The 22,479-nt window shown below is 64.7% G+C and carries 20 protein-coding genes; 4 read left to right on the top strand and 16 right to left on the bottom strand.

Features of this window, described 5'->3' with window-relative positions; all coding sequences use genetic code 11:
- Positions 1-229: 229 nt before the first annotated feature.
- From CAG22_RS21655 to CAG22_RS21670, 4 genes are read right to left on the bottom strand one after another with little or no spacing between them, the layout of a single operon-like run.
- Positions 230-766, bottom strand: a complete 537-nt coding sequence (locus tag CAG22_RS21655; RefSeq protein WP_085706149.1) for a membrane integrity-associated transporter subunit PqiC — start codon at positions 764-766, stop codon at positions 230-232.
- Positions 767-777: 11 nt separating this feature from the next.
- Positions 778-2,418 (bottom strand): intermembrane transport protein PqiB, encoded by a 1,641-nt coding sequence (locus CAG22_RS21660; RefSeq protein ID WP_085663282.1) that lies wholly within the window; start codon positions 2,416-2,418, stop codon positions 778-780.
- Positions 2,402-3,046 (bottom strand): paraquat-inducible protein A, encoded by a 645-nt coding sequence (locus CAG22_RS21665; protein ID WP_085592668.1) that lies wholly within the window; start codon positions 3,044-3,046, stop codon positions 2,402-2,404. The genes CAG22_RS21660 and CAG22_RS21665 overlap by 17 nt, the downstream gene beginning before the upstream one ends.
- Positions 3,043-3,639: a paraquat-inducible protein A gene (locus CAG22_RS21670; RefSeq protein WP_085693236.1), complete on the bottom strand. Its 597-nt coding sequence runs from the start codon at positions 3,637-3,639 to the stop codon at positions 3,043-3,045. The genes CAG22_RS21665 and CAG22_RS21670 overlap by 4 nt, the downstream gene beginning before the upstream one ends.
- Positions 3,640-3,790: 151 nt before the next feature.
- Between CAG22_RS21670 and CAG22_RS21675 the strand changes: the two genes are divergently transcribed.
- Positions 3,791-4,264 carry a YMGG-like glycine zipper-containing protein gene (locus tag CAG22_RS21675; protein WP_025338638.1) on the top strand — a complete coding sequence of 158 codons (474 nt, stop codon included), beginning with the start codon at positions 3,791-3,793 and terminating at the stop codon, positions 4,262-4,264.
- A 38-nt stretch (positions 4,265-4,302) separates the two neighbouring features.
- Here CAG22_RS21675 and CAG22_RS21680 read toward each other — a convergent pair whose 3' ends face one another.
- Positions 4,303-5,208 (bottom strand): LysR family transcriptional regulator, encoded by a 906-nt coding sequence (locus CAG22_RS21680; protein ID WP_025338637.1) that lies wholly within the window; start codon positions 5,206-5,208, stop codon positions 4,303-4,305.
- 381 nt (positions 5,209-5,589) lie between these two features.
- Between CAG22_RS21680 and CAG22_RS21685 the strand changes: the two genes are divergently transcribed.
- Positions 5,590-5,976, top strand: coding sequence for a VOC family protein (locus tag CAG22_RS21685; RefSeq protein ID WP_085592672.1), 387 nt, complete (start codon positions 5,590-5,592; stop codon positions 5,974-5,976).
- A 6-nt stretch (positions 5,977-5,982) separates the two neighbouring features.
- Here the strand turns inward: CAG22_RS21685 and CAG22_RS21690 are convergent, their stop codons facing one another.
- From CAG22_RS21690 to CAG22_RS21720, 7 genes are read right to left on the bottom strand one after another with little or no spacing between them, the layout of a single operon-like run.
- Entirely contained in the window at positions 5,983-7,350 is a 1,368-nt protein-coding gene (locus CAG22_RS21690; RefSeq protein WP_025338634.1) for a sensor histidine kinase, read from the bottom strand.
- Positions 7,347-8,009, bottom strand: coding sequence for a response regulator (locus CAG22_RS21695; RefSeq protein ID WP_085706150.1), 663 nt, complete (start codon positions 8,007-8,009; stop codon positions 7,347-7,349). Before CAG22_RS21695 ends, CAG22_RS21690 begins: the two co-directional genes overlap by 4 nt.
- Before the next feature lie 2 nt (positions 8,010-8,011).
- Positions 8,012-8,653, bottom strand: a complete 642-nt coding sequence (locus CAG22_RS21700) for a tetratricopeptide repeat protein (RefSeq protein ID WP_025338632.1) — start codon at positions 8,651-8,653, stop codon at positions 8,012-8,014.
- Positions 8,650-9,456: an SDR family oxidoreductase gene (locus CAG22_RS21705; protein ID WP_085706151.1), complete on the bottom strand. Its 807-nt coding sequence runs from the start codon at positions 9,454-9,456 to the stop codon at positions 8,650-8,652. The genes CAG22_RS21700 and CAG22_RS21705 overlap by 4 nt, the downstream gene beginning before the upstream one ends.
- Entirely contained in the window at positions 9,443-10,123 is a 681-nt protein-coding gene (locus CAG22_RS21710) for a TenA family transcriptional regulator (protein WP_085706152.1), read from the bottom strand. Before CAG22_RS21710 ends, CAG22_RS21705 begins: the two co-directional genes overlap by 14 nt.
- A gap of 15 nt (positions 10,124-10,138) precedes the next feature.
- Positions 10,139-11,599, bottom strand: a complete 1,461-nt coding sequence (locus tag CAG22_RS21715; protein ID WP_085706153.1) for an AMP-binding protein — start codon at positions 11,597-11,599, stop codon at positions 10,139-10,141.
- Positions 11,589-12,266, bottom strand: a complete 678-nt coding sequence (locus CAG22_RS21720) for a thermostable hemolysin (RefSeq protein ID WP_085706154.1) — start codon at positions 12,264-12,266, stop codon at positions 11,589-11,591. Before CAG22_RS21720 ends, CAG22_RS21715 begins: the two co-directional genes overlap by 11 nt.
- 111 nt (positions 12,267-12,377) lie before the next feature.
- Here CAG22_RS21720 and CAG22_RS21725 point away from each other — a divergent pair, with 111 nt between their 5' ends.
- On the top strand, positions 12,378-12,947 hold the full coding sequence (locus CAG22_RS21725) for a hypothetical protein (RefSeq protein WP_023662794.1): 570 nt from the start codon (positions 12,378-12,380) through the stop codon (positions 12,945-12,947).
- Positions 12,948-13,060: 113 nt separating this feature from the next.
- Here the strand turns inward: CAG22_RS21725 and CAG22_RS21730 are convergent, their stop codons facing one another.
- The 4 genes from CAG22_RS21730 to CAG22_RS21745 form a co-directional block, all read right to left on the bottom strand.
- Positions 13,061-14,737: an MFS transporter gene (locus CAG22_RS21730; protein ID WP_075044823.1), complete on the bottom strand. Its 1,677-nt coding sequence runs from the start codon at positions 14,735-14,737 to the stop codon at positions 13,061-13,063.
- Between the two features lie 332 nt (positions 14,738-15,069).
- Positions 15,070-15,849, bottom strand: a complete 780-nt coding sequence (locus tag CAG22_RS21735) for an alpha/beta fold hydrolase (protein WP_085706155.1) — start codon at positions 15,847-15,849, stop codon at positions 15,070-15,072.
- Positions 15,846-16,271, bottom strand: coding sequence for a VOC family protein (locus CAG22_RS21740; RefSeq protein ID WP_085592689.1), 426 nt, complete (start codon positions 16,269-16,271; stop codon positions 15,846-15,848). The genes CAG22_RS21735 and CAG22_RS21740 overlap by 4 nt, the downstream gene beginning before the upstream one ends.
- 163 nt (positions 16,272-16,434) lie before the next feature.
- Positions 16,435-17,361, bottom strand: coding sequence for an alpha/beta fold hydrolase (locus tag CAG22_RS21745; RefSeq protein WP_085693232.1), 927 nt, complete (start codon positions 17,359-17,361; stop codon positions 16,435-16,437).
- Positions 17,362-17,405: 44 nt separating this feature from the next.
- Here CAG22_RS21745 and CAG22_RS21750 point away from each other — a divergent pair, with 44 nt between their 5' ends.
- A complete protein-coding gene (locus tag CAG22_RS21750; protein ID WP_371916862.1) occupies positions 17,406-22,475 on the top strand; it encodes an NEL-type E3 ubiquitin ligase domain-containing protein in 5,070 nt (1,689 codons plus the stop codon).
- The last annotated feature ends 4 nt before the right edge of the window (positions 22,476-22,479 follow it).

The raw sequence follows: 22,479 nt of genomic DNA on the forward strand, positions 1-22,479 counted from the left end.
GTGAAGGGGTGGGGCGAGTTCTCCCACGGTCTGTACTGCTGTGAACAGTCAGATTCGGCTTTTTCGTCCCACCACCCCTTCGAGTATCACCATACAAGCGGCCTTGTGTCGCGAAAGGGCCGCAAGGCGGCCCCGGCAATTGCTGCCGTGACGCTGAAATCCGGGGGCCGCTACGCGGCCCTTTCGCGACACAAGGCCGCTCCCACAAGTACCGTGCATCGATCAGCCATCAGGCAGGTTGGGCACAGCTGCCCTGCCGGGCACTCCCCCGCACCGCCTCGGCCAGTTTGCGCAGGTTGGCCTGGTGGGCATTGACCAGGCTGGCGATGCTGTTGTCCGCGGGCGTCTGCAGCGAGGTACGGCAGGTCAGTTCGGCCTCACCCGAGCGCGTCAGGCGCCATACCGCCTCCAGCGAAGCATAGCGCCCCGGCACGCTATCGAAGCGCTGCACGTCCACCCGCAGCAACGCCTTGCCGCCACCCACCGGCCCGCCCAACTGGTCCTGCAAGGCGCTGCGGAACTCATCCACCAGGTTGGCCCCCCACCACTCCGTCTCGAGGATGGCCAAGCCGCTCTGCCCTTGCCGCACCACCAACTGCGGGCGGTCCACCTGCGGCGGCACGGCCACCCTCGCCACCTGGATGCGCTGGCCACCGTCGCGCACCGGTTCGCTCGGTACCAGCGTGTGATAGTTGTTCGGGGTACTGCTGCAGCCCCACAGCACGGCCAGCAGGCCGGCGCCACACACATTGCGCAGTCGATGCATCGGCTGTCTCCTCAGGGTTCAAGATCGGCGGCAGCGGCCGCTTTCGGCCGGCCGCGTATCAGCGACTCGGGGTGCCGGCCCAGGTAATCGGCAAGGTCACGCAGCGAACGCGACATGCGCTCCAGTTCGTCCAGGGTTTCGCCCATCCGCTCGCGCTGCGGCGAGTCTTCGGAAATGGCCGAATTGGCGGTGCGCAGGGTCTTGTGCACTTCGTCCAGCGCCACCTTCACGTCCGGTAGCGTTTGGCCATTGAACTGCTTGAGGCTGGCGCGCAACTCTCGCAGGCTGCCGTCCAGGTTGTTGGCGATGCTCTCCAGCGGCAGTTTGCTGATGCGCTCCACCACCCGCTGCAGCTGTTCCTGCAACTGCTCCAGGCTGCCGGGCAAGGTGGGGATGGTGATAGGGTCTGCGGTCTTGTCGAAGGCCACCTTGGGGGCATCGGGGTAGAAGTCCAGGGAAATGAACATCTGCCCGGTGATCAGGTTGCCGCTGCGCGCCTGGGCCCGCAGCCCGTGCTCGACGAAGGTGCCGATCAGCCGGCGCGCGCCGTCCATGTCGCCTTCGGCATGCTTGAACACGGACAGCATCTTGCGGTGCACCGGCCCCAGCCGCTGCGGGTAGATCACCGCATCGACCACCACCGGGAAGGTCTGCCGGGTGGCATCGTAGTCGAGCTTGACCGAAGTGACCCGGCCAAACTCCACCCCCTTGAACTCCACCGGCGCTCCCACCGACAGGCCGCGCATGGCCTGGTCGAAGCGCAATTGCAGGTACTGCGCCTGGCCACTGGGCGGTGCCAGGGCGGTGTCGCGGTCGGCAAACAGCTGGAAGCGCGCCTGGTCGGCAGCGGGCTCGGCTTGCGGGGCGAAGTCGGGCGAGCCAAAGGCCAGCCCGCCCACCAGGATCGACGACAGTGATTCGGTATCGATCTTCAGGCCGTTGGCACCGATCTGCATGTCCACGCCACTGGCGTTCCAGAAGCGGGTATCGGCGGTGACGAAGCTGTCGTAGGGGGCCTGCACGAACACGCCGATTTCCACGCCCTTGCCATCGCCCTGCAAGGCAAAGGACACCACCTCTCCCACCGGGATCTTGCGGTAGTAGATCGACGAGCCAATATCCAGCGACCCCAGGTCACTGGCAGTCAGGACAAAGCGCTTGCCCTTTTCGTCGTAGGTGATCGGCGGTGGCAGCTCCAGGCCGACAAAGGACTTCTCCGGCACTTTCGATTCGCCGGAATCCGCCCCGATGAAACTGCCCGACAGCAGCGTGTCCACACCGGACACGCCGCCCACGCCAATGCGTGGCCGCACCACCCAGAAGCGCGCCCCCTGGGTGGCGAACGCGCGGGCGTCGTTGGACAGCTGAACCTTGGCAACCACGCTCTTCTTGTCGTCGGCCAGGTCCACCGTGGTGACTTCGCCGATCACCACGCTGCGGTACTTGACCTGGGTCTTGTGCGCCACCAGCCCTTCCCCGGTGTGGAAGGAAATGGCGATGACCGGGCCCTGCTGCATCCAGTTGCGCACCACCAGCGAAGCGCCGATCAAGATCGCCAGTATCGGCACGATCCATACCAGCGACACACTCCAGCGCCGGGTGTGCACTTCAACCTGCCCCGCGCCCTCGCGCTTGTCAGTCTGTTGCACCATCAATGCGGCCTCCCTCGTTGGCACGGCTATCCCAGATCAGGCGTGGATCGAAGCTCATCGCAGAAAACATGGTCAGTACCACCACCATGCCGAAAAACAGGATGCCCACCCGCGGCTCGATGGTGCCCAGCCCGCGCAGTTGCACCAGCGCCGCCACCAGCGCCACCACCATCACATCGAGCATCGACCAGTAGCCGATCAGCTCGACGAAACGGTACAGCTGCGAGCGCTGTCGGCAGGCCCAGGTAGAGCCGCGCTGGGCGGTGAACAGCAACAGGCCGAGCGAAAAGAACTTGATGGCCGGCACGCCCACACTGGCGATGAAGATGATCAGTGCGATGTCCCAGGCCCCTGCCTCCCAGAACTCCAGCACACCACCGCCAATGGTGCTTGCGCTGCCACTGCCGAGCATTTCGGTGTGCATCACCGGCAGCAGGTTGGCGGGGATGTAGAAAACCAGCGCCGCCAGCAGAAACGCCCAGCCGCGGCTGATGGCATTGGCCTTGCGCCGGTGGATGGCGGCACCACAGCGCTCGCAGGTGTGCTTGCCGCTGCCCAGTTCGCAGGCCTGGCCGCAGCCATGGCACAGGCACAGGCCCAGGTCGTCGGCATTGGCCGGGGTATTCATACCTGCTCCCAAAGGTCGCGGATGTCCTTGCCGGCGACATGGATGATCAGCATGCTCAGGGCGGCCAGGGCCAGCAGGCCGATGCCGGGTATCACATCGAGCAGCCCCGCCAGCTTGATCACCGCCACCATCGCCCCCAGCAGGCACACCTCCAGCATGCTCCACGGCCGCAGGCTCTCCAGGCTGCGCATGCACAGGGCAAAGCCGGGGGCGCGCTGGCCGGCCAGGGCGAAACTCAATAGCCAGCACAACAGGGTAATCTGCAGCACCGGCGCAAAGATGATCGACAAGGCCATGACCAGGGCGATGAAAGTGATACTGCCGTGGCTGAGGATCTGCACCGAGTCCCATAATGTCGCGGAATGGGTGAGCCCCTGCATACCGATGGTCATCACCGGGTAGAAGTTGGCGAACACCAGCAGGATGCCACCCGTCACGCTCAGGGCCAGCCGCTGCTGCACGGTCAGCGAGGTGTGCCGGTACAGCACGCCGCCACAGCGCTGGCAAACGGCGCGCTGATGCTTGAGCAGCGGCGCACGGTGGTAAACCGTGTCACAGTACTCACAGATGATCAGGTGCTGGGTCTGGCTCATGGGGTTTCCACAGGTAGCCCGGATTCACGCCGTCAAACGCAGGCGAACCACGCTTGATATCCGGTTTAGACCATCCCGGCAAAACTGCCATCATCGGCAGCAAAGGCGAACTATTCTGTGAAACGGGATCCCCACCCGCTGGAGGTTTGCCATGCGTACGATGACGTGGAGTTGCCTGCTGGTGCTGCTGTGCGCGGCATCGGCAACCCAGGCGCAGTCGGTGGTGCCGCTCAAGGGCCAGAGCAGCCAGCAGATGCAACTGGATATCAATGATTGCAATACCGTCGCGACCAATGCCGCGAACAGTGCCGCGACCTCCAGCGACCCCCATGTCGGTGGCCGGGTACGCGGTGCCGCTGCCGGCGCGGTTGCCGGTGCGGCAGGCGCGCAGGTGCGCGGTAACCAGCACGACGAGCTGTATGACCGGGTCGGTGACGATGCCAAGGAGCAATACCGGCAGAACCGCGCCGGCGAAGTGGCCGCCGCCGGTGCTGCGGTCGGTGGCATGCGCCAGCGTCAGGACCGCCGTCAGGACCGGCGCGGCCAGGACGAAGCGAAAGCCCAGGCTCATGCCAGTGCCTATGCCGGGTGCCTGCAAGGGCGCGGCTATCAGGTCAACCCCTGACCGACGGGCACGCCATGCTCCTGCATGGCGTGCCCGTATCAGAACTTCGCCAACTGCTCCCGGCAGAACTCCACGAACAACTGCGCCGGCTTGGTCAGTTGCACCCGCTTCAACCAGGCCGCCGCCAGCCCTGACAGCGCCACTGGCTCGGCGATATCCAGCATGGCCAGGCGTTGCCCGTCGTAGGTGTACTCCGAGTGCGGCCGCGTCACCAGCAGCGAAAAACCGAAGCCCTGCCCGACCATGCCGCGCACCATCTCGATCGACGGCGAGCTGAAGACGATGTTGGGCGTGAGGCCCATTTCGTTGAACAGGCTGACGAAGTAGGTGCGGCTGGGGGCCACGTCCAGCAGGATCATCGGCTCCGGGCACAGGTCACGCAGCGACACCTGGGCCTGGCCGGCGAAGCGGTGGTTTTCGGGCAGCAGCACATAGGGTTTCTGCGGCGGCATCAGCGGCTCGGCCTCGATGGTGCCGTCCAGATCATGGTCGTAGAGGAACGCCAGGTCGAAGGTACCCGCGGTCAGGCCCTGGATCAGGTCCTGCTGCTCGCCGTCGCGCAGGCGGATATCCACCCCCGGGTAACGCTGGCGAAAGCCGGCGATCAGCCGCGGCAGGTACAGCGGTGCCACGGTCTCGAAGCAGCCGATATCGATTTGCCCGGCCACGGTGTCGTTGTCGGCCAGGGCGTTCTGTTCGAATTCGTGGGCCATCTGCAGCAGCGACTTGGTCTTGGCATAGAAGCGCTTGCCGCTGGGCGTCAGTGACACACCCTGGGCGTGGTGACGGATGAACAGCTGCACGCCGAAGCTTTCCTCCAGGCTCTTGATGGCCGTGGAGATGGAGGGCTGGGCGATGTACAGCTGGCGGGAAGCCTCGGCCACGCTGCCGGCCTCGACGGTGGTGACGAAGTACTTGAGTTGTCGCAATGTGTAGGCCGCCACGGGCACCTCTCTGACGCCGGTCTGGGCGCGCTGGGATCATGCCTGTCACTTTACCCTTGGCAGCGGCTGGGTGGGGGCCGGGTGATGAAGGATTTACCTATGGCTTGAGCAGGTTTTTTGTAGGGGGACTTTTGCCGCGAAGAATCCGACGCGGCCCATCGCCGGCAAGCCAGCTCCCACAGGTACAGCGCAGACTTCAAGAGTTACGTGGTCCCTGTGGGAGCTGGCTTGCCGGCGATGGGCTGCAAAGCAGCCCCAGTAAAGCCTGTAGAAACTGACTGACAGCAGGCTAAAGCACACAGGAGCCTGGCAGCCCGCTGGTCAAATACCCCTGATTGTCTTTACTAGTACTCATCGGCTCCAGACATAGGGTGTGCGCTTATGAAGATCGTGGTCACCAGCATCCTCGTCGACGACCAGGCCAAGGCCCTGGCTTTCTACCACTACGTACTCGGTTTCGAGCCCAAGCACGATATCCCCATGGGCCGACACCGCTGGCTGACGCTCACCTCCCCCAACGACCCCAACGGCGTCGAGCTGCTGCTCGAACCCGACGCGCACCCGGCCGCCAGGGAATACAAGGCCGCGCTCAAGCAGGACGGCATCCCCGCCACCTCGTTCGGCGTGCGTGACATCCAGGCCGAATATACCCGGCTGTGCGCGGCAGGCGTGCAGTTCACCCAGACGCCCACCGACATGGGGCCCGTCACCGTAGCGGTGTTCGATGACACCTGCGGCAACCTGATCCAGATCGCCCAGAAACACTAGCGATGTTCAGGGCCCCACGGGCAGGCGCAAGGTCGCGCGCAACCCGTGTGGCGCCTGGTTGCGCAACTGCACGCTGCCACCCAGGCGGGTCATGATGGTGCTGACGATCGACAACCCCAGCCCGGCGCCATTGGTCGAGCCCTTGCTGTAGAAGCGCTCGAACACCCGCTGCTGGTCGACTTCGGCGATGCCCGGCCCTTCGTCATCGACACTGACCAGCAAGGCTTGGCCTTCGCGCTGCAGTGTCACGGTGACCCGACCGCCTGCCGGCGAATGGTCCACGGCATTGGCCACCAGGTTCTGCAAGGCGATACCCAGCGCGCCAGCGTCGGTGTGCAAGTGGTAGTCGCCGGCGGCGATGTCCAGCGAAGGCTCCAGCCCGCGCTCCAGAATCCATGGGGTCAGCTCGGCAAGGGTCTCGGCCACCACGCCCTCCAGGTCCACCCGCGGCCAGTCGCGCCGGCCTGGCCGCGGCTCCAGGCGGGCCAGGGTCAACAGCTGGTTGACCACCCGGGCAAGGCGGTCGACACCGCCCATCAGGAACTGCAGGGCCTTGTCCCGCTCGGCAGCGCTGTCTGCATTGAGGGCGTTCTGCGCATGCAGGCGCAGGATGGCCAAGGGCGTGCGCATCTCGTGGGCAGCGTCGGCGATGAAACGGTGCTCGCGGCGCAGCAGGTCATCGATCTGCCCGAGCAGGCGGTTGATCGCCGCCTGCATCGGTTCCAGCTCCTTCGGCAACGGCACCAGCTGCAACGGCTCGAGCGACTCGGCGTGGCGGGCGCGGATCACCCTGGCCATGTTCTGCAGCGGCCGCAGCCCCCAGCCAATGGCCGCCCACACCAGCAAGGCCAGGGCCAGGCTGCCGAACAGGAATGGCAACAGCGTGTGCCGCACGATGCGTTCGATCAGGTCGTCGCGCACGTCGTTGCGCTCGCCCACCCAGATCACCCAGTGTTTTTCCGGCACCGGCAAGACGAAACTGCGCCAACGGCGCCCGTCCACCACCACGTCGGCAAAACCTGGCACCCGCGGCGCCTGCCCCAGCTGCGGGGCGCTGGGCGTGTGCACCAACAGCCCGTTGTCGTCGGCCCACACCTGGAAGGCCAGCTTGCTCTCGTAGCGGTGCCCCACCTTGTGGTGCCCGGCCTTGCTCAAGGCCTCGTCGAAGGCACGGTACAACTCGTCACGGCTCTGCTCCTGCACCGGCAGGCTCATGATGCCCTGCAGCAGCCGGGCGTTCTGCGCCAGGTGGGCGTCGTACACCTCGTTAATTTCGTGGCGGCTGTCGTGGTAGTTGTACAGCGCCAGCAACCCGCTGCCGACCAGCAACAGCAGCATCACCCGCCACAGGGTGCGTTGGCGCAGCGAGCTCATGCCTTGCGTTCCACCAGGTAGCCGATTCCGCGCACGGTGCGGATCAGGCCGTTGAACAGCTTCTTGCGCAGGTGGTAGATGTTCACTTCCAGGGTATTGCTCTCCGGCTCTTCATCCCAGCCATACAGCAACTGGGTCAAGCGTTCGCGGGTGAACACCTTGCCTGGCTGGGCCAGCAATTCGTGCAACAGCAGGTATTCCTTGGGCGTGAGCACCACCGGCTGGCCCTGGAAGTGCACCTGTTGGCTGACCGGGTCCAGGCACACCCCGGCATGCTCTATCAGCACCCGCGCACGGCCACTACTGCGCCGCAGCAAGGCCCGCAAGCGGGCCTTGAGTTCGTTGAGGTCGAAGGGTTTGACCAGGTAGTCGTCGGCACCGGCGTCCAGCCCGGCGATGCGGTCCTCGGTGGCGTCTCGGGCGGTCAGCACCAGCACCGGCAGGCTCTTCCCGGCCGCACGCAGGCGCCGCAACAACTCGATGCCATCCAGGCGCGGCAAGCCCAGGTCGAGAATGGCCAGGTCAAACTCCTCGTGGCACAGGGCATGCAACGCGCTGGCGCCATCCTGCAGCCAGTCGAGGGTATAGCCCTCGCGGCGCAGGCCGTCACAGATCCCCTCCCCCAACGCGGCGTCGTCTTCTACCAGCAGCAGGCGCATGCTTAATCCTGTTTGTCCTTGATCGCTTTGAGTAAAGCATCGATTTCACCGCGCCGGCCCTGGTCGGCCAGCTCCCGCCCGGGCCGGGGCGGTGCCTGCAACGCCTTTTGCAGGGCGGCGCGGGCTTCGTCGTAGCGGTTCTGCCGGTACAGGTGGTCAGCCCAGAAGTAGTTGCTGTCGATTCCGTCGGGGTTGATCGCCAGCGCCTGGCGCAGCATGGCCTCGGCCTTGGCTTGGTCGCCGAAGCTCAGCGGCCATCCGGGCACCTGGTCGTACAGCGCGCCCAGGCTGGTGTAGGCCGAGCCCTGCAGGGCCTTGGGGTCCATGGCCAGGGCCTTTTCCAGGCTGGCGCGGGCGGCCTTGACCTTGCCCAGCGCGCCCAACCCGCCGGTGGCACCGGCCCAGCTGCTGTTGACGATGCCGTCCCAGATCAGCGGCTCGGCCGAGCCCGGGTGCTGGCGCACCAACGCCGCCGACTGTACCGCCAGGGCCTCGAACGCCCCGGCACGCTGGGCTTCGGGCAGGTTGTAGCGAATAACCGCCCAGCGCTGCTGGATGGCATTGAGTTGCTGGGTACCGTTCTGGTCGAGGGCCCAGGTGAACGGGGCGATGGCCAGCAGGCCGGCCAGTATCAGACGTTTCATTTGCTCGACTCCTTGCTGTGCCAGGTGCTGTAGCGGCGGATCAGCGGCAATTGCTTGCGCAGGGCGCGGTCGACCACGCCCGGCAGCATGCCGTTAAGGCGCACGAAGAGTTTCTCCGGCCAGCCCAGGTACAGTTCGCTGCGCTCGGCCTGCACCGCGTCGAGCACTGCCCGGGCGACATCCTGCGGGTCATCGACGCCCACCTTCAACGCCTGGTTCAGGGCCTGCGCGGCGCTGCTGTTCATCGTCGTGCGGGTGGTGCGCGGTGCGGCATACAGCACGTTCACCGAGGTGTCGGCAAGCTCGCGGCGCAATGCCTCGGAGAACCCACGCAAGGCAAACTTGCTGGCGCAGTAGGTGGCATAGCCGGGGTAGCCGATGGAGCCGTAGATCGACCCCACGTTCACCACCAGCGCACTGGGCTGCGCGCGCAGCAACGGCAGGCACAGGCGGGTGAGCTGCACGGCGGCCTTGACGTTGAGGTCGAACAACTCGTCCAGGGCGGCCTCGTCCATCTGTTCGAGCAAGGCGAAGCGGTTGACCCCGGCGGCGTTGATCAACAGGTTGCAACTGCCCATCGCCCGCGCCGCCTCCAGCACGTCACGGCGGCCTTCGGCGCAGCGCAGGTCGGCCTGCTGCCAACGCAGTTGGCCGGGGTAGCGCGCCATCAGTTCGGCCAGCTTGCCCTGCTGCCGGCTGACCGCCAGTACGCGGCCCCCGGCACTGCAAAGCTGGTCCGCCAGCTCCAGGCCGATGCCACCGCTGGCGCCGGTGAGCACCGCCACGCAATCAGGCAAGCGCATGCTGTACCTCCTGCTGCGCGGTACGCGGCAGCCCTTCGAACATGGCGGTGTACAGGCGGTACACCACTTTGGCAGCGTGGATTACCGCCTGCTGGTCCTCGGGTTGGTCCAGGCGGTTCATCAGGCCACGGTAGGTGGCCATGTGGTCCTGGTCCAGGGCGCCATGGGAACTCAGGTAGCTGAACGCCTGGTCCGGCAGGCCGAGGCTGCTCTGCAGGGTACCGGCAGCCTGGGTGGCCAGGGCAATGCTGGTGCCTTCGAGCACGTTGACCATGCCGAACAGCCCGACCGGGTTGCCACGGGCAATCTGGTCGTAGAGAAAGGCCACCATCAGCTCGACAGGCAATGCCGGGCGGCCGCCCGCCACCTGGTGGGGGTCGCCACCGCAGGCGGCGATGTCATCGAGAATCCAGCGCTCATGGCCGTACTCCTCCTCGATGTACTCGCACACTGCGCCGCGCAGCCACTCCAGCCGCGCCGGCAAACGGGCCCCGCAGGCCATCATCAATGGCACGGTGTGCCGCACGTGGTGGTAGGCCTGGGTGAGAAAGGCCACATAGGCCTCGAGGCTGGCCTTGCCGGCCAGCGCGTCGCGGATGACAGGGACGCTGAACAATGCCGTACGCTCGTCGGCGGTTTCCTGCTGCAGCGTATCGAAGAAAAGCATGGCAAACCTCGTGGGTCATTGAAGGTCGGATAACAGGGACTGGTAACACCGCAGGATCTGTTCGCGGCGTGGCCGGCCGTTGGCGGTAAGGGTTTGCCCGGCGGCACTCAAGGGTTCGGGCAGGCGCCGCCAGGCATGCACCCGGGCATAGTCCGGCAGGCCGGCATTGGCCTGACGAATGGCCTGTTCGAGGGTGTGGTCGTCAGCCTGCGGGTCCAGCGGCCAGATCAGCGCCAAGTTGTGTGCCAGGCCTTCGCCGTGGACGAATGCCTGGGCGATCACCCCGCCCTGGGTCAGTTCGGCCTCGACCCACTCGGGGTTGACGTTGCGCCCGAAGCTGGTGCTGTACTGGTGCTTCTTGCGCCCGGCCAGGTACAGGAAGCCGTCGCTGTCGAAGTGGCCCAGGTCACCGGTCGGCAACCACGGCTCGCTGAACGGTGGCTCGCCCAGGTAGCCGAGCAACGCCGAACCGGCCACCTGCACTTCGCCGTCTTCGGCAATGCGCACCTGCACATGCGGCAGCGGCCGCCCGACACTGCCCGGGCGGTGCGCCCCGGGGCGATTGAGGCATACCACCGAGGCGCATTCGGACAAGCCATAGCCCTCGAACACCGGCAGCCCGACGCCCTCGGCCCGGGCCAGCAGGCTCGGCGCCACCCGCGCGCCGCCCACCGCCACGAAGCGCAACGGGCCGACCCGCATCAGGCCGCGCTCGATGGCAGTGACCAGCCCGAGCAGCAGTTGCGGCACCAGGATCAGGCTTTCGGCCCCACTCAAGGCGATGGCGCCCAGCAATTGCTTGAAGTCGACCTGGCTGGCACCGCGAAAGCCCAGTTGCGCCTGCGGGTACAGGGCAATGCTCGCCCCGGCCAGCAGGGCCGCGTACAGGCCCAGGTTCTCCAGCAGCACCGCCAGGGGCAATACCGCCAGGTACTTGCCTGGCGCCGTGGGCCGGCTGGCGGCCTCCAGTTCACGCGCTACCCGCAGCATGGCATCGGCGCTCAGGCATACGCCCTTGGGTGCACCGGTGCTACCGGAGGTGTAGGTAATCTTCGCGGTACCCGGTGGCAAGGGTACGGCCGCTGGCGGCTGCCGGCTCCAGAAGCGCTCACCGGCAATGAAGCCGCTGGCGTGCAGGTCGTCAGCGAAGGCCTCGTCGGCCAGCGCCAGCACCGCCCCGCTCTGTGCCAGGCAGTGGCGGCGTTGGGCGCTGCTGAAGAACGCCGGCAGGATGACGATGGGGCGCGCCGCGAACAGTGCTGCCAGGTCCCAGAACAGCGCCTCGGGGCCGTTTTCCAGGGCCAGGGCGAAGGTGCCCGGTGGCTGCGCGCTCAACCAGGCCTGGCGTTGCTCGACCTCGTCCAGCAACTGTTGATAGGTAAATGGCCCGCCAATGCCCAGCAACGCCGGTTGCGCCCCTCGGTGGCGGGCGTGCAGTTGCAACACTTCCCTGAACAGCTGGCATTCACGCGGCATGGCCGGCCTCCTGCACGCTCGCGGGCAAGCCCAGCCGCTCGAAAACGCCGCCGCGGGCCAGGGCTGCATGGCCGTAGCCGATGTTGCCGACGAACACTTGCGGGTGCTGCGCGTAGTAACTGCCCCAACTGTCGGCATCGCCGTTCAACCGGCCAGGGTCGGCCACGGCCAGCGCCGTGGGCACCAGGCCCAGGCGATGAAAGCTGTTGACCAGGGTCGCGGCACCGGTGAAGGCCACCCACTGCAAGCCGCGGGCGGCCAGCAACCAGGTCACGGCAATGATCATGATCCGCGCGCTGCCGGCGCTGAGCGCGGCCAGGTTGCCCACTTCGACCAACTGCGCACGGCTCACCGGGCTGGCCGACAGCCGGGTCACTGCCACTTCCAGCGGTTCATCCAGGTAACGCTCGATGAAGGTCGGGCCACTACTGGCCAGGCGTATGCCGGCAGCGGCCATCAGGCGCCCGTGGCTGTCATGCAGGCCGAGCAGTTCGGGCAGGTAGTGCTGCACGTCGGCGTGGTGCGCGCAGGCAAAGCGGGCGTGAATGAACTGTTCCAGCTCGTCGCGCCCCGGCTCCCCCAAGTGTTTCAGTGTCATGTGGGCAAGGCGATCGCCGTGGCTGCCGATAGCCAGTGGAAACAGGCTGGCGCTGTCTGCCTGGGTCATGGCTGTCCCCCTTTCAAGTCAGGTCTCGGGGGCAGTATCAGGGGGCAATCTGAAGCCAATCTGAAGTGCTACATTTGCCATTGCCCCCATGCGCACCAACAAGGAAAACAGATGCGCCACGAATTCAGCGAAGTGCTCAACGACCTGGTCGACTACTTTCTGCTCGGCGATATCCAGCTGCTCGAGCGCTTCAAGCAACAACATGAATTGCCCGACGACCTGGCCCATGCGTTCACCCACGGCGACAGCGGCGACCAGGCCGTGCGCGAAGGGATTGTGCTGCCACTGGCCGGGGTCGATAACCTGCCCTACCGCATCCTGTTCACCCTGGACAACCACACCCCTGCCCTGCGCGAACCCGGCAGCCGCCTCAAGCACCGCCGCAATGGCTATGTGCTGCAGGTCGAGCACGGTGCGCTGATGCTGTACACCTGGCGCATCCTGCAGCACTTCACGCCCAAGACACTGGGTGACCTGATGGCGCGCTACCAGGTGCCGGGGCGGCCGATCATCGAGCTGGACAATGGCTGGTATGACGTGGAGGTGCTGGCGGGTGCGCTGGTGCGGGACGGGCTGTACGAGCCGGCGTTCGAGTTCGTGTTGAAGAAGCGCTGGAGCCGGGGCGAGGCTGCCGGGGTGGATACCGGGTATGCCTTTGGGTTGCGTGGCTATTTTGACTGATGGGTTGACTGTGCCGCCCTCTTCGCGGGTGAACCCGCTCCCACAGGGCACAGTGGTATCCCTGTGGGAGCGGGCAAGCCCGCGAAGAGGCCGGTACAGGCAGCCTCAACCTTTCAAGTGTGGTTGATATCGCGGTCCTTGGTCTCCGGCAGGAAGAAGATCCCCAGCACCGCCGTCATCACCGCAATCACGATCGGGTACCACAAGCCGTAATAGATATCCCCGGTCGCCGCCACCATGGCAAACGCCACGGTCGGCAGGAAGCCGCCGAACCAGCCGTTGCCGATGTGGTAAGGCAGCGACATCGAGGTGTAGCGGATACGCGCCGGGAACAGCTCCACCAGCCAGGCCGCGATCGGGCCGTAGACCATGGTCACGTAGATCACCAGAATGGTCAGCAGCAACAGCACCATCGGGTAGTGGATCTTCGCCGGGTCGGCCTTTTCCGGGTAACCGGCTTCCTTCAACGCTCCGCTCAAGGTCGCGGTGAAGGCGTCGCTCTGTGCCTTGAAGTCCGCTGCCGCCAGGCCACTGCCATCAAAGCTTGGCAGCACCCGCTCACCAATGCGGATCTGCGCCACGTTGCCAGGCTCGGCCGCTTCGTTGGTATAGGGGATGGCCCGCTTGGCCAGCAGGCTCTTGGCGATATCGCACGAGCTGGTGAATTTGGCCTTGCCCACCGGGTCGAACTGGAACGCGCACTGGGCAGGGTCTGCCATCACCACTACCGGGTTCTGCTCCTGGGCGACGAACACGTCCGGGTTGCCGTACTGGGTCAATGCCTTGAAGATCGGGAAGTAGGTCAGCGCGGCGATGATGCAACCGGCCATGATGATTTTCTTGCGGCCGATGCGGTCGGACAGGCTGCCGAAGAAGATGAAGAACGGTGTGCCGATCAACAGCGAACCGGCAATCAGCAGGTTGGCGGTCTGCGGCTCGATCTTGAGCATCTGCAACAGGAAGAACAGCGCATAGAACTGCCCGGTGTACCACACCACGGCCTGGCCGGCGGTGCCGCCGAGCAGCGACATGATCACCACCTTGAGGTTGTCCCAGCGGGCGAACGATTCGGTCAGTGGCGCCTTGGACGCCTTGCCCTCGGCCTTCATCTTCATGAACACCGGCGACTCGTTGAGCTGCATGCGGATGTACACCGAAATCGCCAGCAGCAATATCGACAGCAGGAACGGCACCCGCCACCCCCAGGCCTCGAACACCTCGTTTCCCATGGCCGTGCGGCAGGCCATGATCACCAGCAGCGAGAGGAACAGCCCCAGGGTGGCCGTGGTCTGGATCCAGGCGGTGAAGAAACCGCGCCGGCCCTTGGGTGCATGTTCGGCCACGTAGGTGGCCGCGCCGCCGTACTCGCCACCCAATGCCAGGCCCTGCAGCAGGCGCAGGCTGATGAGGATGATCGGCGCGGCTACGCCGATCGTGGCATAGCTGGGAAGCAGGCCCACCACAGCGGTGGACAGGCCCATGATGACGATGGTGATGAGGAAGGTGTACTTGCGCCCGATCATGTCGCCCAGGCGGCCGAACACGATGGCGCCGAATGGCCGCACGGCAAAACCGGCGGCAAAGGCCAGCAAGGCGAAGATGAACGAGGTGGTTTCATTGACCCCGGCAAAGAAATGCTTGGCGATGATCGCCGCCAGGGAGCCGTACAGGTAGAAGTCGTACCATTCGAATACCGTGCCCAGGGATGAGGCGAAGATGACCTTGCGCTCCTCCCGGGTGATACCGCGTTGGGGCGCGCTGCCCGTGGATGTGCTGTCGAGAACCGCCATGGGGTGCCTCCGTCTTGTCGTCATGCAGGCCGGGAGCACCTCAAATCTTTTTCACCATCGCACCCAGGCCCTGGGGGGCTTGCTTTGGATATGCGAAGCACGACGAGGCAGGCCGCCTCGGATCGCAGCAAGGTAACTGAAGCATAATAGGCTTTGCCGGGATATCCACTTGAGCCTTGCGCGATCCCTGTAGGAGCGGCCTTGTGTCGCGAATGGGGTGCGAAGCAGCCCCAGGATTTCAGCGTACCTGCACAGATTGTCGGGGCTGCTTTGCAGCCCTTTCGAGACACAAGGCCGCTCCTACAGGGATCGCGTCAGCCTGGGGAGAAAGGTCAGCGCAAGAACTGCAGGACTTCCTCCAGTACCCGCTCGGCCTGCTCCCGATGCGGCACATGGCCACAATCTTGCAACAGGCGCATCACCCCCGGGCCACCAGTCAGCGCCACCAGCCGCTCGGGGTGTGCCGGCGAGCCGAACTCGTCGTTGTCGCCATGCAGGCTCAACAGCGGGCAGCGTACCTGCGGCAGCAGCGCATCCAGGCTCCAATCGGCAAAGTGCTCGGACAACCAGTTGTCCACCCAGGCACGCAATACCCACTCGGCCTTGCCGCCGTGGTAGCGCTCCAGCCGTTGCAGCTGCCCGGGTTCGGCAAACTGCTGGTCGGCCACGCGAATGCCTTCAAGGGTACGGGCCTCGACAAACGCCTGCGCCGATTCGGTAATCAGCCCCACACACTGGCTGGCGAAGGCCGCCGCACAGGCCACGGCCATGCCGCCGCCAACGCTGTGGCCGAAGACAATGAAATCGCCAATGCCAAAATGCTCGCGCAGCGCCGTGAACCCCTGCTGTACCTCGTCCTCGACAAAGCCCAGGCGCAAGCTGCCGGGGTGGGCGTCGGAGCGGCCAAAGCCCAGGCGATCGTAGGCGATTACCCGGTGCCCGGTGGTTTGCGCAAGCTGCGCCGGGAACTCGCGCCACAGGGCAACGCAACCCAGCGAATCGTGCAGCAGGACGATAGGCGCGCCCTGCGCCTGCAGCGGCGCCCATTCCTGGGCGAAGAGCTTGCCTTGTGCGGTGTCGATCCAGTGCTCGCGGGTGTGCAGGTTGCTCATGGAGCCTCCGTTGCCGGTACCGGCCCTTTCAGCTCGACCTGGTTGCCATCAGGGTCGTAGCAGTACAGCGACAGCCCCTCGCCTTCGGCGCCATAGCGCTTTTCGGCAGGTTCGACTTCAACCCCCGCAGCTTGCAGGTAGGCCGTAAGTGCAGCCTCGTCGAACGGCTCGATGCGCAGGCAGAAATGGTGCAGGTTGCGCCCCTCGGCTCCCGGCGCCGCCCCACCAGGCTTACCCAGGGGACCGTCCAGGGTCACCAGGTCGATCATCGCCGTGCCCGTGGCCAGGTGGACCATTCCCAGGTCTTCGCGCACGCGGCTGACCGTGCAGCCGAGCAGTTGGGTGTAGAAAGCGACGCTGCGCTCCAGGTCGCTGACCCGCAGGACGAGGTGGTCGATGTGCTTGATGACGAATGGTCGCATGCCAAGGCTCCTTGTGGCCGCTGGATTCCTGTGGGAGCGGGCGTGCCCGCGAATCAGGCGCTGCGGTGAATGGCACGGGCTTCGCCCGCCCCCACAAGGGATCACGCAAGCCCGATGAGATTCACCACCATAGCCCACGTGCGCATGGCATGACCATATCCAGTTACTCGTTTACCAACCGTTGCAGCACGCCCCCTTCATGGCGGGCGAGGATGCGCAGCAGTTGATCGACCAGCGCCCGGTCCGGCGCATCCAGGTGGAAGTGGTGCCCGCCCGGATGCCAGGAGATCTTCGCCTGGCTGGGCAAGGCCGCCTGGCGCCGGGTAAAGGCTTCACCAGTGAATGCCCCCTGGCGGCCGAACAGCAGGTACAACGGGCAACGGATCTGGCTGAGCAGGTCGCAGGCTTCGCGCTCGGTCAGCGGCATGGGTTCGGGCAGCACCAGGCGTGGGTCGTGGCGCCAGCAATAGCCCTCGCCCAGCTGCAGCAGGTCACGCAGCGCCAGCAGCCGTGCCGCCTCTTCCGACAGCCCGGTATCCAGGCGCTCGCGGCGTTGTGCCAGGGCCGTGTCCAGGTCCTCGAAACGGCCGACGTCCGGCTCGGCAAAACCCTGCAACTGGCTGCGCTGCACCATTCGCTTGAGCCGGTAGGCCCGGGCCAGGTGCTGCACGCGGTCGTCCTCGGCCACCGTGAACGGTGCGCCCATGCCGTCGAGGAAGGTCATGCTGGCAATACCGCTGGTCATGGCCGCCAGCAGCGACGCCACCCCGGTGCCCATGCCATGGGCCAGCACATGGAATTGCGCCAGGCCCAGGCTGTCGGCCACCGCCAGCATGTCCTCGGCATGTTCCCACAGGTAGTAGCCACTGTCGTGGCGGCGATGGTCCGAGCGGCCGTGGCCGACCAGGTCGGGGGCGACCACGAAGCAGCCGTCGAGCATCGGTGCCAGGCGCTCGAACGAGGCGGCGTTGTCCAGCCAGCCATGCAGGGCCAGCACCGGGATGCCGTCCTCCGCGCCCCAGGTCCGTACCGCAATTTCAATACCGTCGAGGTCCAGCAGGTGATCCTTGGGACTGCACAGCGAATGCATCGTAGTTCTCCCTGATAGAGCGCCGGCCCATGGCCAGGCATCACATGACACCGACCCATACCCCACACGCCGGCGTCATCCACACGACATGCCTACCCCATGCCTTGCGCCACCATCTCCCAACAGCCCTGCCCGCGCTGCTCCCCTACCGACGCTCTCGTGCACAGGACCGACCTGTGGATTCAACTAAATACCACCGCATGCCGAGGCGAAACCTGTCGACTGGCGCCTCCATTGATCACGGAGTATTCAGCATGACCAGCACACCCGTGCCTTTCCATCAGGCCCAGATTGTCCGTAACCTGCCTACCTGGTGCCGAACGATGCACCCCGACCATACCCGCCGCGTCGTGCAGAGCGCGCGCAAGGACTACCTCGACGAAAACGGCTCGCCTTACGCCTGGTACGCCGCAGCCAGCGATGAAGACCAGGCGCGTTTACGGCAGCTGATCAGCGCCCGCGATGCCGAGTTCAAAGCTCTGCGGGCCTTGCTCGAGGACTTCAGGCAGATCAGCGAATTCTGCAAGCCTTTGCTCGAGAGCCGGTTGGGCCCGGATGTCAAAGCGGACAAGGCCCAGTACCTGCACCAGCCGTTCAAGGTGTACACCACGCTGGTGAATGTCCCCGGCCTCGATTTCTCACTCGGCGGTGACGATACGTACATCAATCGCCCCGAAGGGCCACCACAGAAGCGCACGCTGCTGGAGGCCGCCCTGCACAATTTCGAAGGCACCGACGAAGTGGGCCCGTTCGACACCCTGACCCTTGGCCCGGACGACGACGCCTCACTTCCTGGGCTGGAGCCCGAAGCGTTCGTGAACCTTTGCCGAAGTCTGGACCTGGGCCGGCAGTATCAAGACCACCTGCAGAGTATCTATGAAGGCCCCAGAAAAGCCGCGATCGAGCAGCAGTGGATCGATGCAAGCCAGCAGGCACTGAAAACCGAGGCGATGATCGCTTACCTCAAGAGCCTGCTGACGCTCAAAGGTCGCGATGCCCTTGTACAGCTATGCGACAACGAAAGCACGCCTCGCTATGGCGAACACAGGCTTCGCTGCTGGCGCTTCAGCCTGCTCGGCATCCCGATTCATGGCGTACTGCTGCTGGGCCCTGATGAAGCCGACCAGACCAACCCCTGCATGCTCTACATTCCCCAGGATGCACAACACCCGCTGAGGGAGTTCGCTTCTTTGCAAAAGGCCGGTGCTCACATACGTCAACGCCTGCTGCAAACCACGTTTCGACAGCACTTGATCAGCTTCGCTGACAAGGACCACCAGGTCGAGTTCAGCCGCAAGCTCGAACATGCCCTGTTCGAGCAGGGTACCTCCACGCGCAGACCCAAGGACAAGCCTGAACTGCACTTCAAGCGAACCCGCCTGGCGCTTCCCATCTGGCAGGTGCTTTACAAAGACCACAAGCGTCGCCTCATGGCAACTGCCAGAACGATCGCGGTACCAACCGCCGATGCCGATGCCAAGGCACGCAAGGAACGGCTGCAACACTGGCTGGACGCAGGCATGAACGTTCTGAACGTGGCCGCCTTCTTCGTGCCTGGGCTGGATGCCGCGATGCTTGGAGTATTCGCCTACGACCTCATGGATTCGGTGTTCACCGGGTTCGAAGCCTGGGAAGAAGGCGATACCCAGGAAGCGCTGCAACAACTCGAGTCGCTGGCCATCAATGCCGCCGTTGTTGCCGGCTTCGCCGCCGGCAGCAGCGCGCTCAAGGCATCGGGGTTCGTCGATGCGCTGGAAAGTGTATTGAAAGGTGGCCGCGAACGGCTTTGGCACCCAGACATGGGCCCTTACAGCACCTCGGACTCCTTGCCAGTCGGAGTGCCGACAAATTCCGAAGGGCTCTACATCTTCGATGGCAAAAGCCACGTCTGGCTGCAAGGCAAACTGTATGAGGTGTTCGAAACCGGCGGGCAGTGGCATGTGCGTCACCCGAACGCCCCCGATGCCTACGCCCCTGCCTTGCGCTACCTCGGCGACCAGCGTTGGCAATTGGCCCATGACAACCCGCTCGAATGGGACGATGCGCAGTTGCTCGAAGGGCTGGGCCAATTCAGCCAGGGGCTGGATGCATCGGAGCAACTTGCCGCCTTGCGTATAACCGAGGTCGATGCAGACACCTTGCGTCACAGCCAGGTCAACGGTTCGCGGCCCCCGGCTCTGTTGGCCGATGCCTTGCTGCGCCTGCGACTGACCAACGACGTGCAGACCATCATCACCCGAGTACGTCACGGCCTGCCTTTGGCTGCGCATATGAACTTCGCGCTGCCCGAACTGGTACAGATGCCTGGTTGGCCTGCGCATTACAGGCTGAAGGTCTTCACCGGTGCCGAAAAATGGGGAGAGGCGGTCTACTTCGGAGCGGAGCCAAAAGCCGACACGTTGCAGATAGAGATCGGCCGCGAAGAGCTTGACAATGGCGAACTGAGCAAGGTTGTCCTGGCGGGGATGGATGAAGATGTCATAGAGCAGTTACTACCCGATACGCCAGCAGAGCAGCGTCCGAGCGCCCTTGACGAGCTGTTGGCCAACCGCCTGTCAGCACGCCGTCGCGAAGTCTTCGCGAGCATGTTGAAAAGCCATCGGGTACCGCTTGGCGACGAAGCGAAGACCTTGGGCCGCCAGTTCCCCGGTTTGCCTGACAATGCCCTGGAAGAGCTCGTCGCGCATGCCGACAGCGCCGAACGCGATCGACTGAAAAGCGGACGTGTGCCCTTGCGCGTGGCTGAAGAAGCCCGCTACCTGCAGGCCCGCGCTCGCCTCGATCGTGCCTTGACCGGCCTGTACCGAGCAGACCTGGCCAATGATGACAGCCAACTGCTGCGCGATGCATTGGTAGCCGAAAAGCCGCAGGCGACTGAGGCCGAAGTTTTCGCCAGCGCCGTCGCCGACCGCTCGGGCTGCGCCGCACTGCTGGGCCAGCAGCCAATCAAGCCAGGCTTTCGCTCGCCCATGCGCCTGGCACATGGACGATTCGGTTACCCACTCAGTGGCCGAGGAACAGGCCCGATCGGCGCATACGCCGCAATACGTCGGCTCAAATCACTTTTCCCCTCGCTGAAGAGCAACGAGATCAACGCCCTGAGGGGCGAACTGAGCCAGACCGGTGATCTCGGCTCGGCAATTCGACAACTGGAAACAGAGTGGAGAGATCTGAATAGCTATCTGGAGGCGTGGTACAAGAGCCCACACGACATCTTCGAGCGCCTCGATCGACAAAGATGCACTGATCGCCTCATCGAGGCTTGGCAGCGGAAGGGTCGCACGCTCGAGCTGGAGCGTATTCGGTTACCCGAGTTGCCAGCGATCACAGCCAGCCTGCCCCACATCCGTGAGCTCAAGCTGAACGAGCTTCAGCTGCAACGACTGGACAGCACGTTCCTGTCACGTTTCCCCAACCTGCAAGTGCTGGAAGTCACCAACAACCGAGAAATCGACGGGGAAGCGCTGTTCCAGGCACTTGAATCGGTGCCCAGGCTGCGCACGCTGGACCTGACCAACAACACCCTTGCTACCCTCTCGCCCACCGCACAGCGAGTGCTGGCAGCGATGCCAGACCTGCGCCAGCTGAACCTGCGGCGCAACCAGTTGACACTGGATGAAGCGACATTGACTTTCCTTTGCGGCCGACCACGGGATGTCCTGAGGCTGGGGCACAATCGCATCACGCTCGATGAAAACCTCGCCACGCGCTTTCAGGACATGATCCATCCGCAGCAACTGGAGCTGGACTTCAACCCGCTGCAGAACGCCCCTGATGTGCGCTACATGGCGCGGTTGCAGCACCTGAACCTCTCCGACGCTCATTTGCAGGCATTTCCCCAGGGCTTGAGCACCCTGATGAACCAGTCACAGTACCAGTTGCGCTACCTGGACCTTTCATCCAACCGCATTCGCCAAGTTCCGGACCTGGCAAGCATCCTGCGCAGTCCGTATGCGCGAGACGTCGCCGCCCGCTTGCCCGAGCGCCGCTGGCTGTTCAACTACAACAACCTCGAGGCCGAGTCGGCCAGTCGGCTACGAGCCAGCGGCGTCAATATTTTCGAGCACACGCCGGAAAGGCCAGAGTGGCAAGGGCTCTGGCGCGATTCCGCGACCGACCATCAGCTGCAGTTGTGGTCCGACCTGTTCGATCAGAACGACAATGGCGACCTGCAAGCGGTGTTGGAGCGCCTGACCAACTCAGTGGAAGCGCGAAGGGATCCGGATGGCCTGCGTGCGCGAGTGTGGGAACTGTTGGAGCACGCCCATGGGGACACGGCGCTGCGCGAGCGTTTGAACGAGGTGGCGCAATCCTTCCCGCCAACTTGCGGTGATGCCGGCGCCGAAGCATTCAGCGCTCTGGAAGTGGAATTGCTGGCCAACCAACTGTCTGGGTGGGCACAGGACACGGCCAAGCCGCTGCTCGACCTTTATCGCAAGCTGTACCGTCGCGAGAAAGTCAACGAACTGGCCGATCGCATCAGCCTGCAACGCAGTTCGCGCAAGCGGGCGCTGCAGGAGCATGCCGGTCAGTTACCGGACCGTGACGTGCTGGACGTCGCGGCGGCGTTCCCCGATGCGGACCTGGCAACAGGCCTGGTAGACGATATCGAGGTCCGCCTGGCACTGCGCCAGTCCTTGAGCGGAAAGCTCGATTTCCCCGAACCCAGCAGCGGCATGCTCTATCGCGATGCCGCAAGGCTCAACCAGCAAATCATCGACAACGTTCGCGCTGCCGTGCTGGAACTCGATGCTGACACCAGCGCTAGGCAGCAGTGGATGAGCGAACAGCCGGTCTGGGTTGACTACCTCAAGCGCCAATATGCCAGTCAGTTCGAAGCCATTACCGACTTCTGGCGCCCAGGCCTCGATTACCTATTTTATTGCCTGGACGAAAGCCAGGAGCCGATCACTTACCTGGACAAGGCGATAATACGTGCATTGGCCCCGGAAATGCCTACCCTTGCGCTGGACGAAAACGGCACGCTAAGTCGGGTTCCCCTAAAAGAGGAAGCGTATGTGAAGGCTACGAACGCCTTGACCCAGGCACAGCAGGAGGTGGAAGCCGGGCTACTGCTGAGCCTTACCCGGCAAGCGGACGTCCTCGATGCCTGAACGC

Origin of the sequence: Pseudomonas sp. B8(2017) (assembly GCF_002113575.1) — a bacterium.
In the GTDB taxonomy this organism is placed as follows: domain Bacteria; phylum Pseudomonadota; class Gammaproteobacteria; order Pseudomonadales; family Pseudomonadaceae; genus Aquipseudomonas; species Aquipseudomonas putida_Z.

Coding starts and splice junctions, on each gene's coding strand:
- CAG22_RS21655 (WP_085706149.1), bottom strand. CDS start 766: ATGCATCGACTGCGCAATGTGTGTGGCGCCGGCCTGCTGGCCGTGCTG.
- CAG22_RS21660 (WP_085663282.1), bottom strand. CDS start 2,418: ATGGTGCAACAGACTGACAAGCGCGAGGGCGCGGGGCAGGTTGAAGTG.
- CAG22_RS21665 (WP_085592668.1), bottom strand. CDS start 3,046: ATGAATACCCCGGCCAATGCCGACGACCTGGGCCTGTGCCTGTGCCAT.
- CAG22_RS21670 (WP_085693236.1), bottom strand. CDS start 3,639: ATGAGCCAGACCCAGCACCTGATCATCTGTGAGTACTGTGACACGGTT.
- CAG22_RS21675 (WP_025338638.1), top strand. CDS start 3,791: ATGCGTACGATGACGTGGAGTTGCCTGCTGGTGCTGCTGTGCGCGGCA.
- CAG22_RS21685 (WP_085592672.1), top strand. CDS start 5,590: ATGAAGATCGTGGTCACCAGCATCCTCGTCGACGACCAGGCCAAGGCC.
- CAG22_RS21690 (WP_025338634.1), bottom strand. CDS start 7,350: ATGAGCTCGCTGCGCCAACGCACCCTGTGGCGGGTGATGCTGCTGTTG.
- CAG22_RS21695 (WP_085706150.1), bottom strand. CDS start 8,009: ATGCGCCTGCTGCTGGTAGAAGACGACGCCGCGTTGGGGGAGGGGATC.
- CAG22_RS21700 (WP_025338632.1), bottom strand. CDS start 8,653: ATGAAACGTCTGATACTGGCCGGCCTGCTGGCCATCGCCCCGTTCACC.
- CAG22_RS21705 (WP_085706151.1), bottom strand. CDS start 9,456: ATGCGCTTGCCTGATTGCGTGGCGGTGCTCACCGGCGCCAGCGGTGGC.
- CAG22_RS21710 (WP_085706152.1), bottom strand. CDS start 10,123: ATGCTTTTCTTCGATACGCTGCAGCAGGAAACCGCCGACGAGCGTACG.
- CAG22_RS21715 (WP_085706153.1), bottom strand. CDS start 11,599: ATGCCGCGTGAATGCCAGCTGTTCAGGGAAGTGTTGCAACTGCACGCC.
- CAG22_RS21720 (WP_085706154.1), bottom strand. CDS start 12,266: ATGACCCAGGCAGACAGCGCCAGCCTGTTTCCACTGGCTATCGGCAGC.
- CAG22_RS21725 (WP_023662794.1), top strand. CDS start 12,378: ATGCGCCACGAATTCAGCGAAGTGCTCAACGACCTGGTCGACTACTTT.
- CAG22_RS21730 (WP_075044823.1), bottom strand. CDS start 14,737: ATGGCGGTTCTCGACAGCACATCCACGGGCAGCGCGCCCCAACGCGGT.
- CAG22_RS21735 (WP_085706155.1), bottom strand. CDS start 15,849: ATGAGCAACCTGCACACCCGCGAGCACTGGATCGACACCGCACAAGGC.
- CAG22_RS21740 (WP_085592689.1), bottom strand. CDS start 16,271: ATGCGACCATTCGTCATCAAGCACATCGACCACCTCGTCCTGCGGGTC.
- CAG22_RS21745 (WP_085693232.1), bottom strand. CDS start 17,361: ATGCATTCGCTGTGCAGTCCCAAGGATCACCTGCTGGACCTCGACGGT.
- CAG22_RS21750 (WP_371916862.1), top strand. CDS start 17,406: ATGACACCGACCCATACCCCACACGCCGGCGTCATCCACACGACATGC.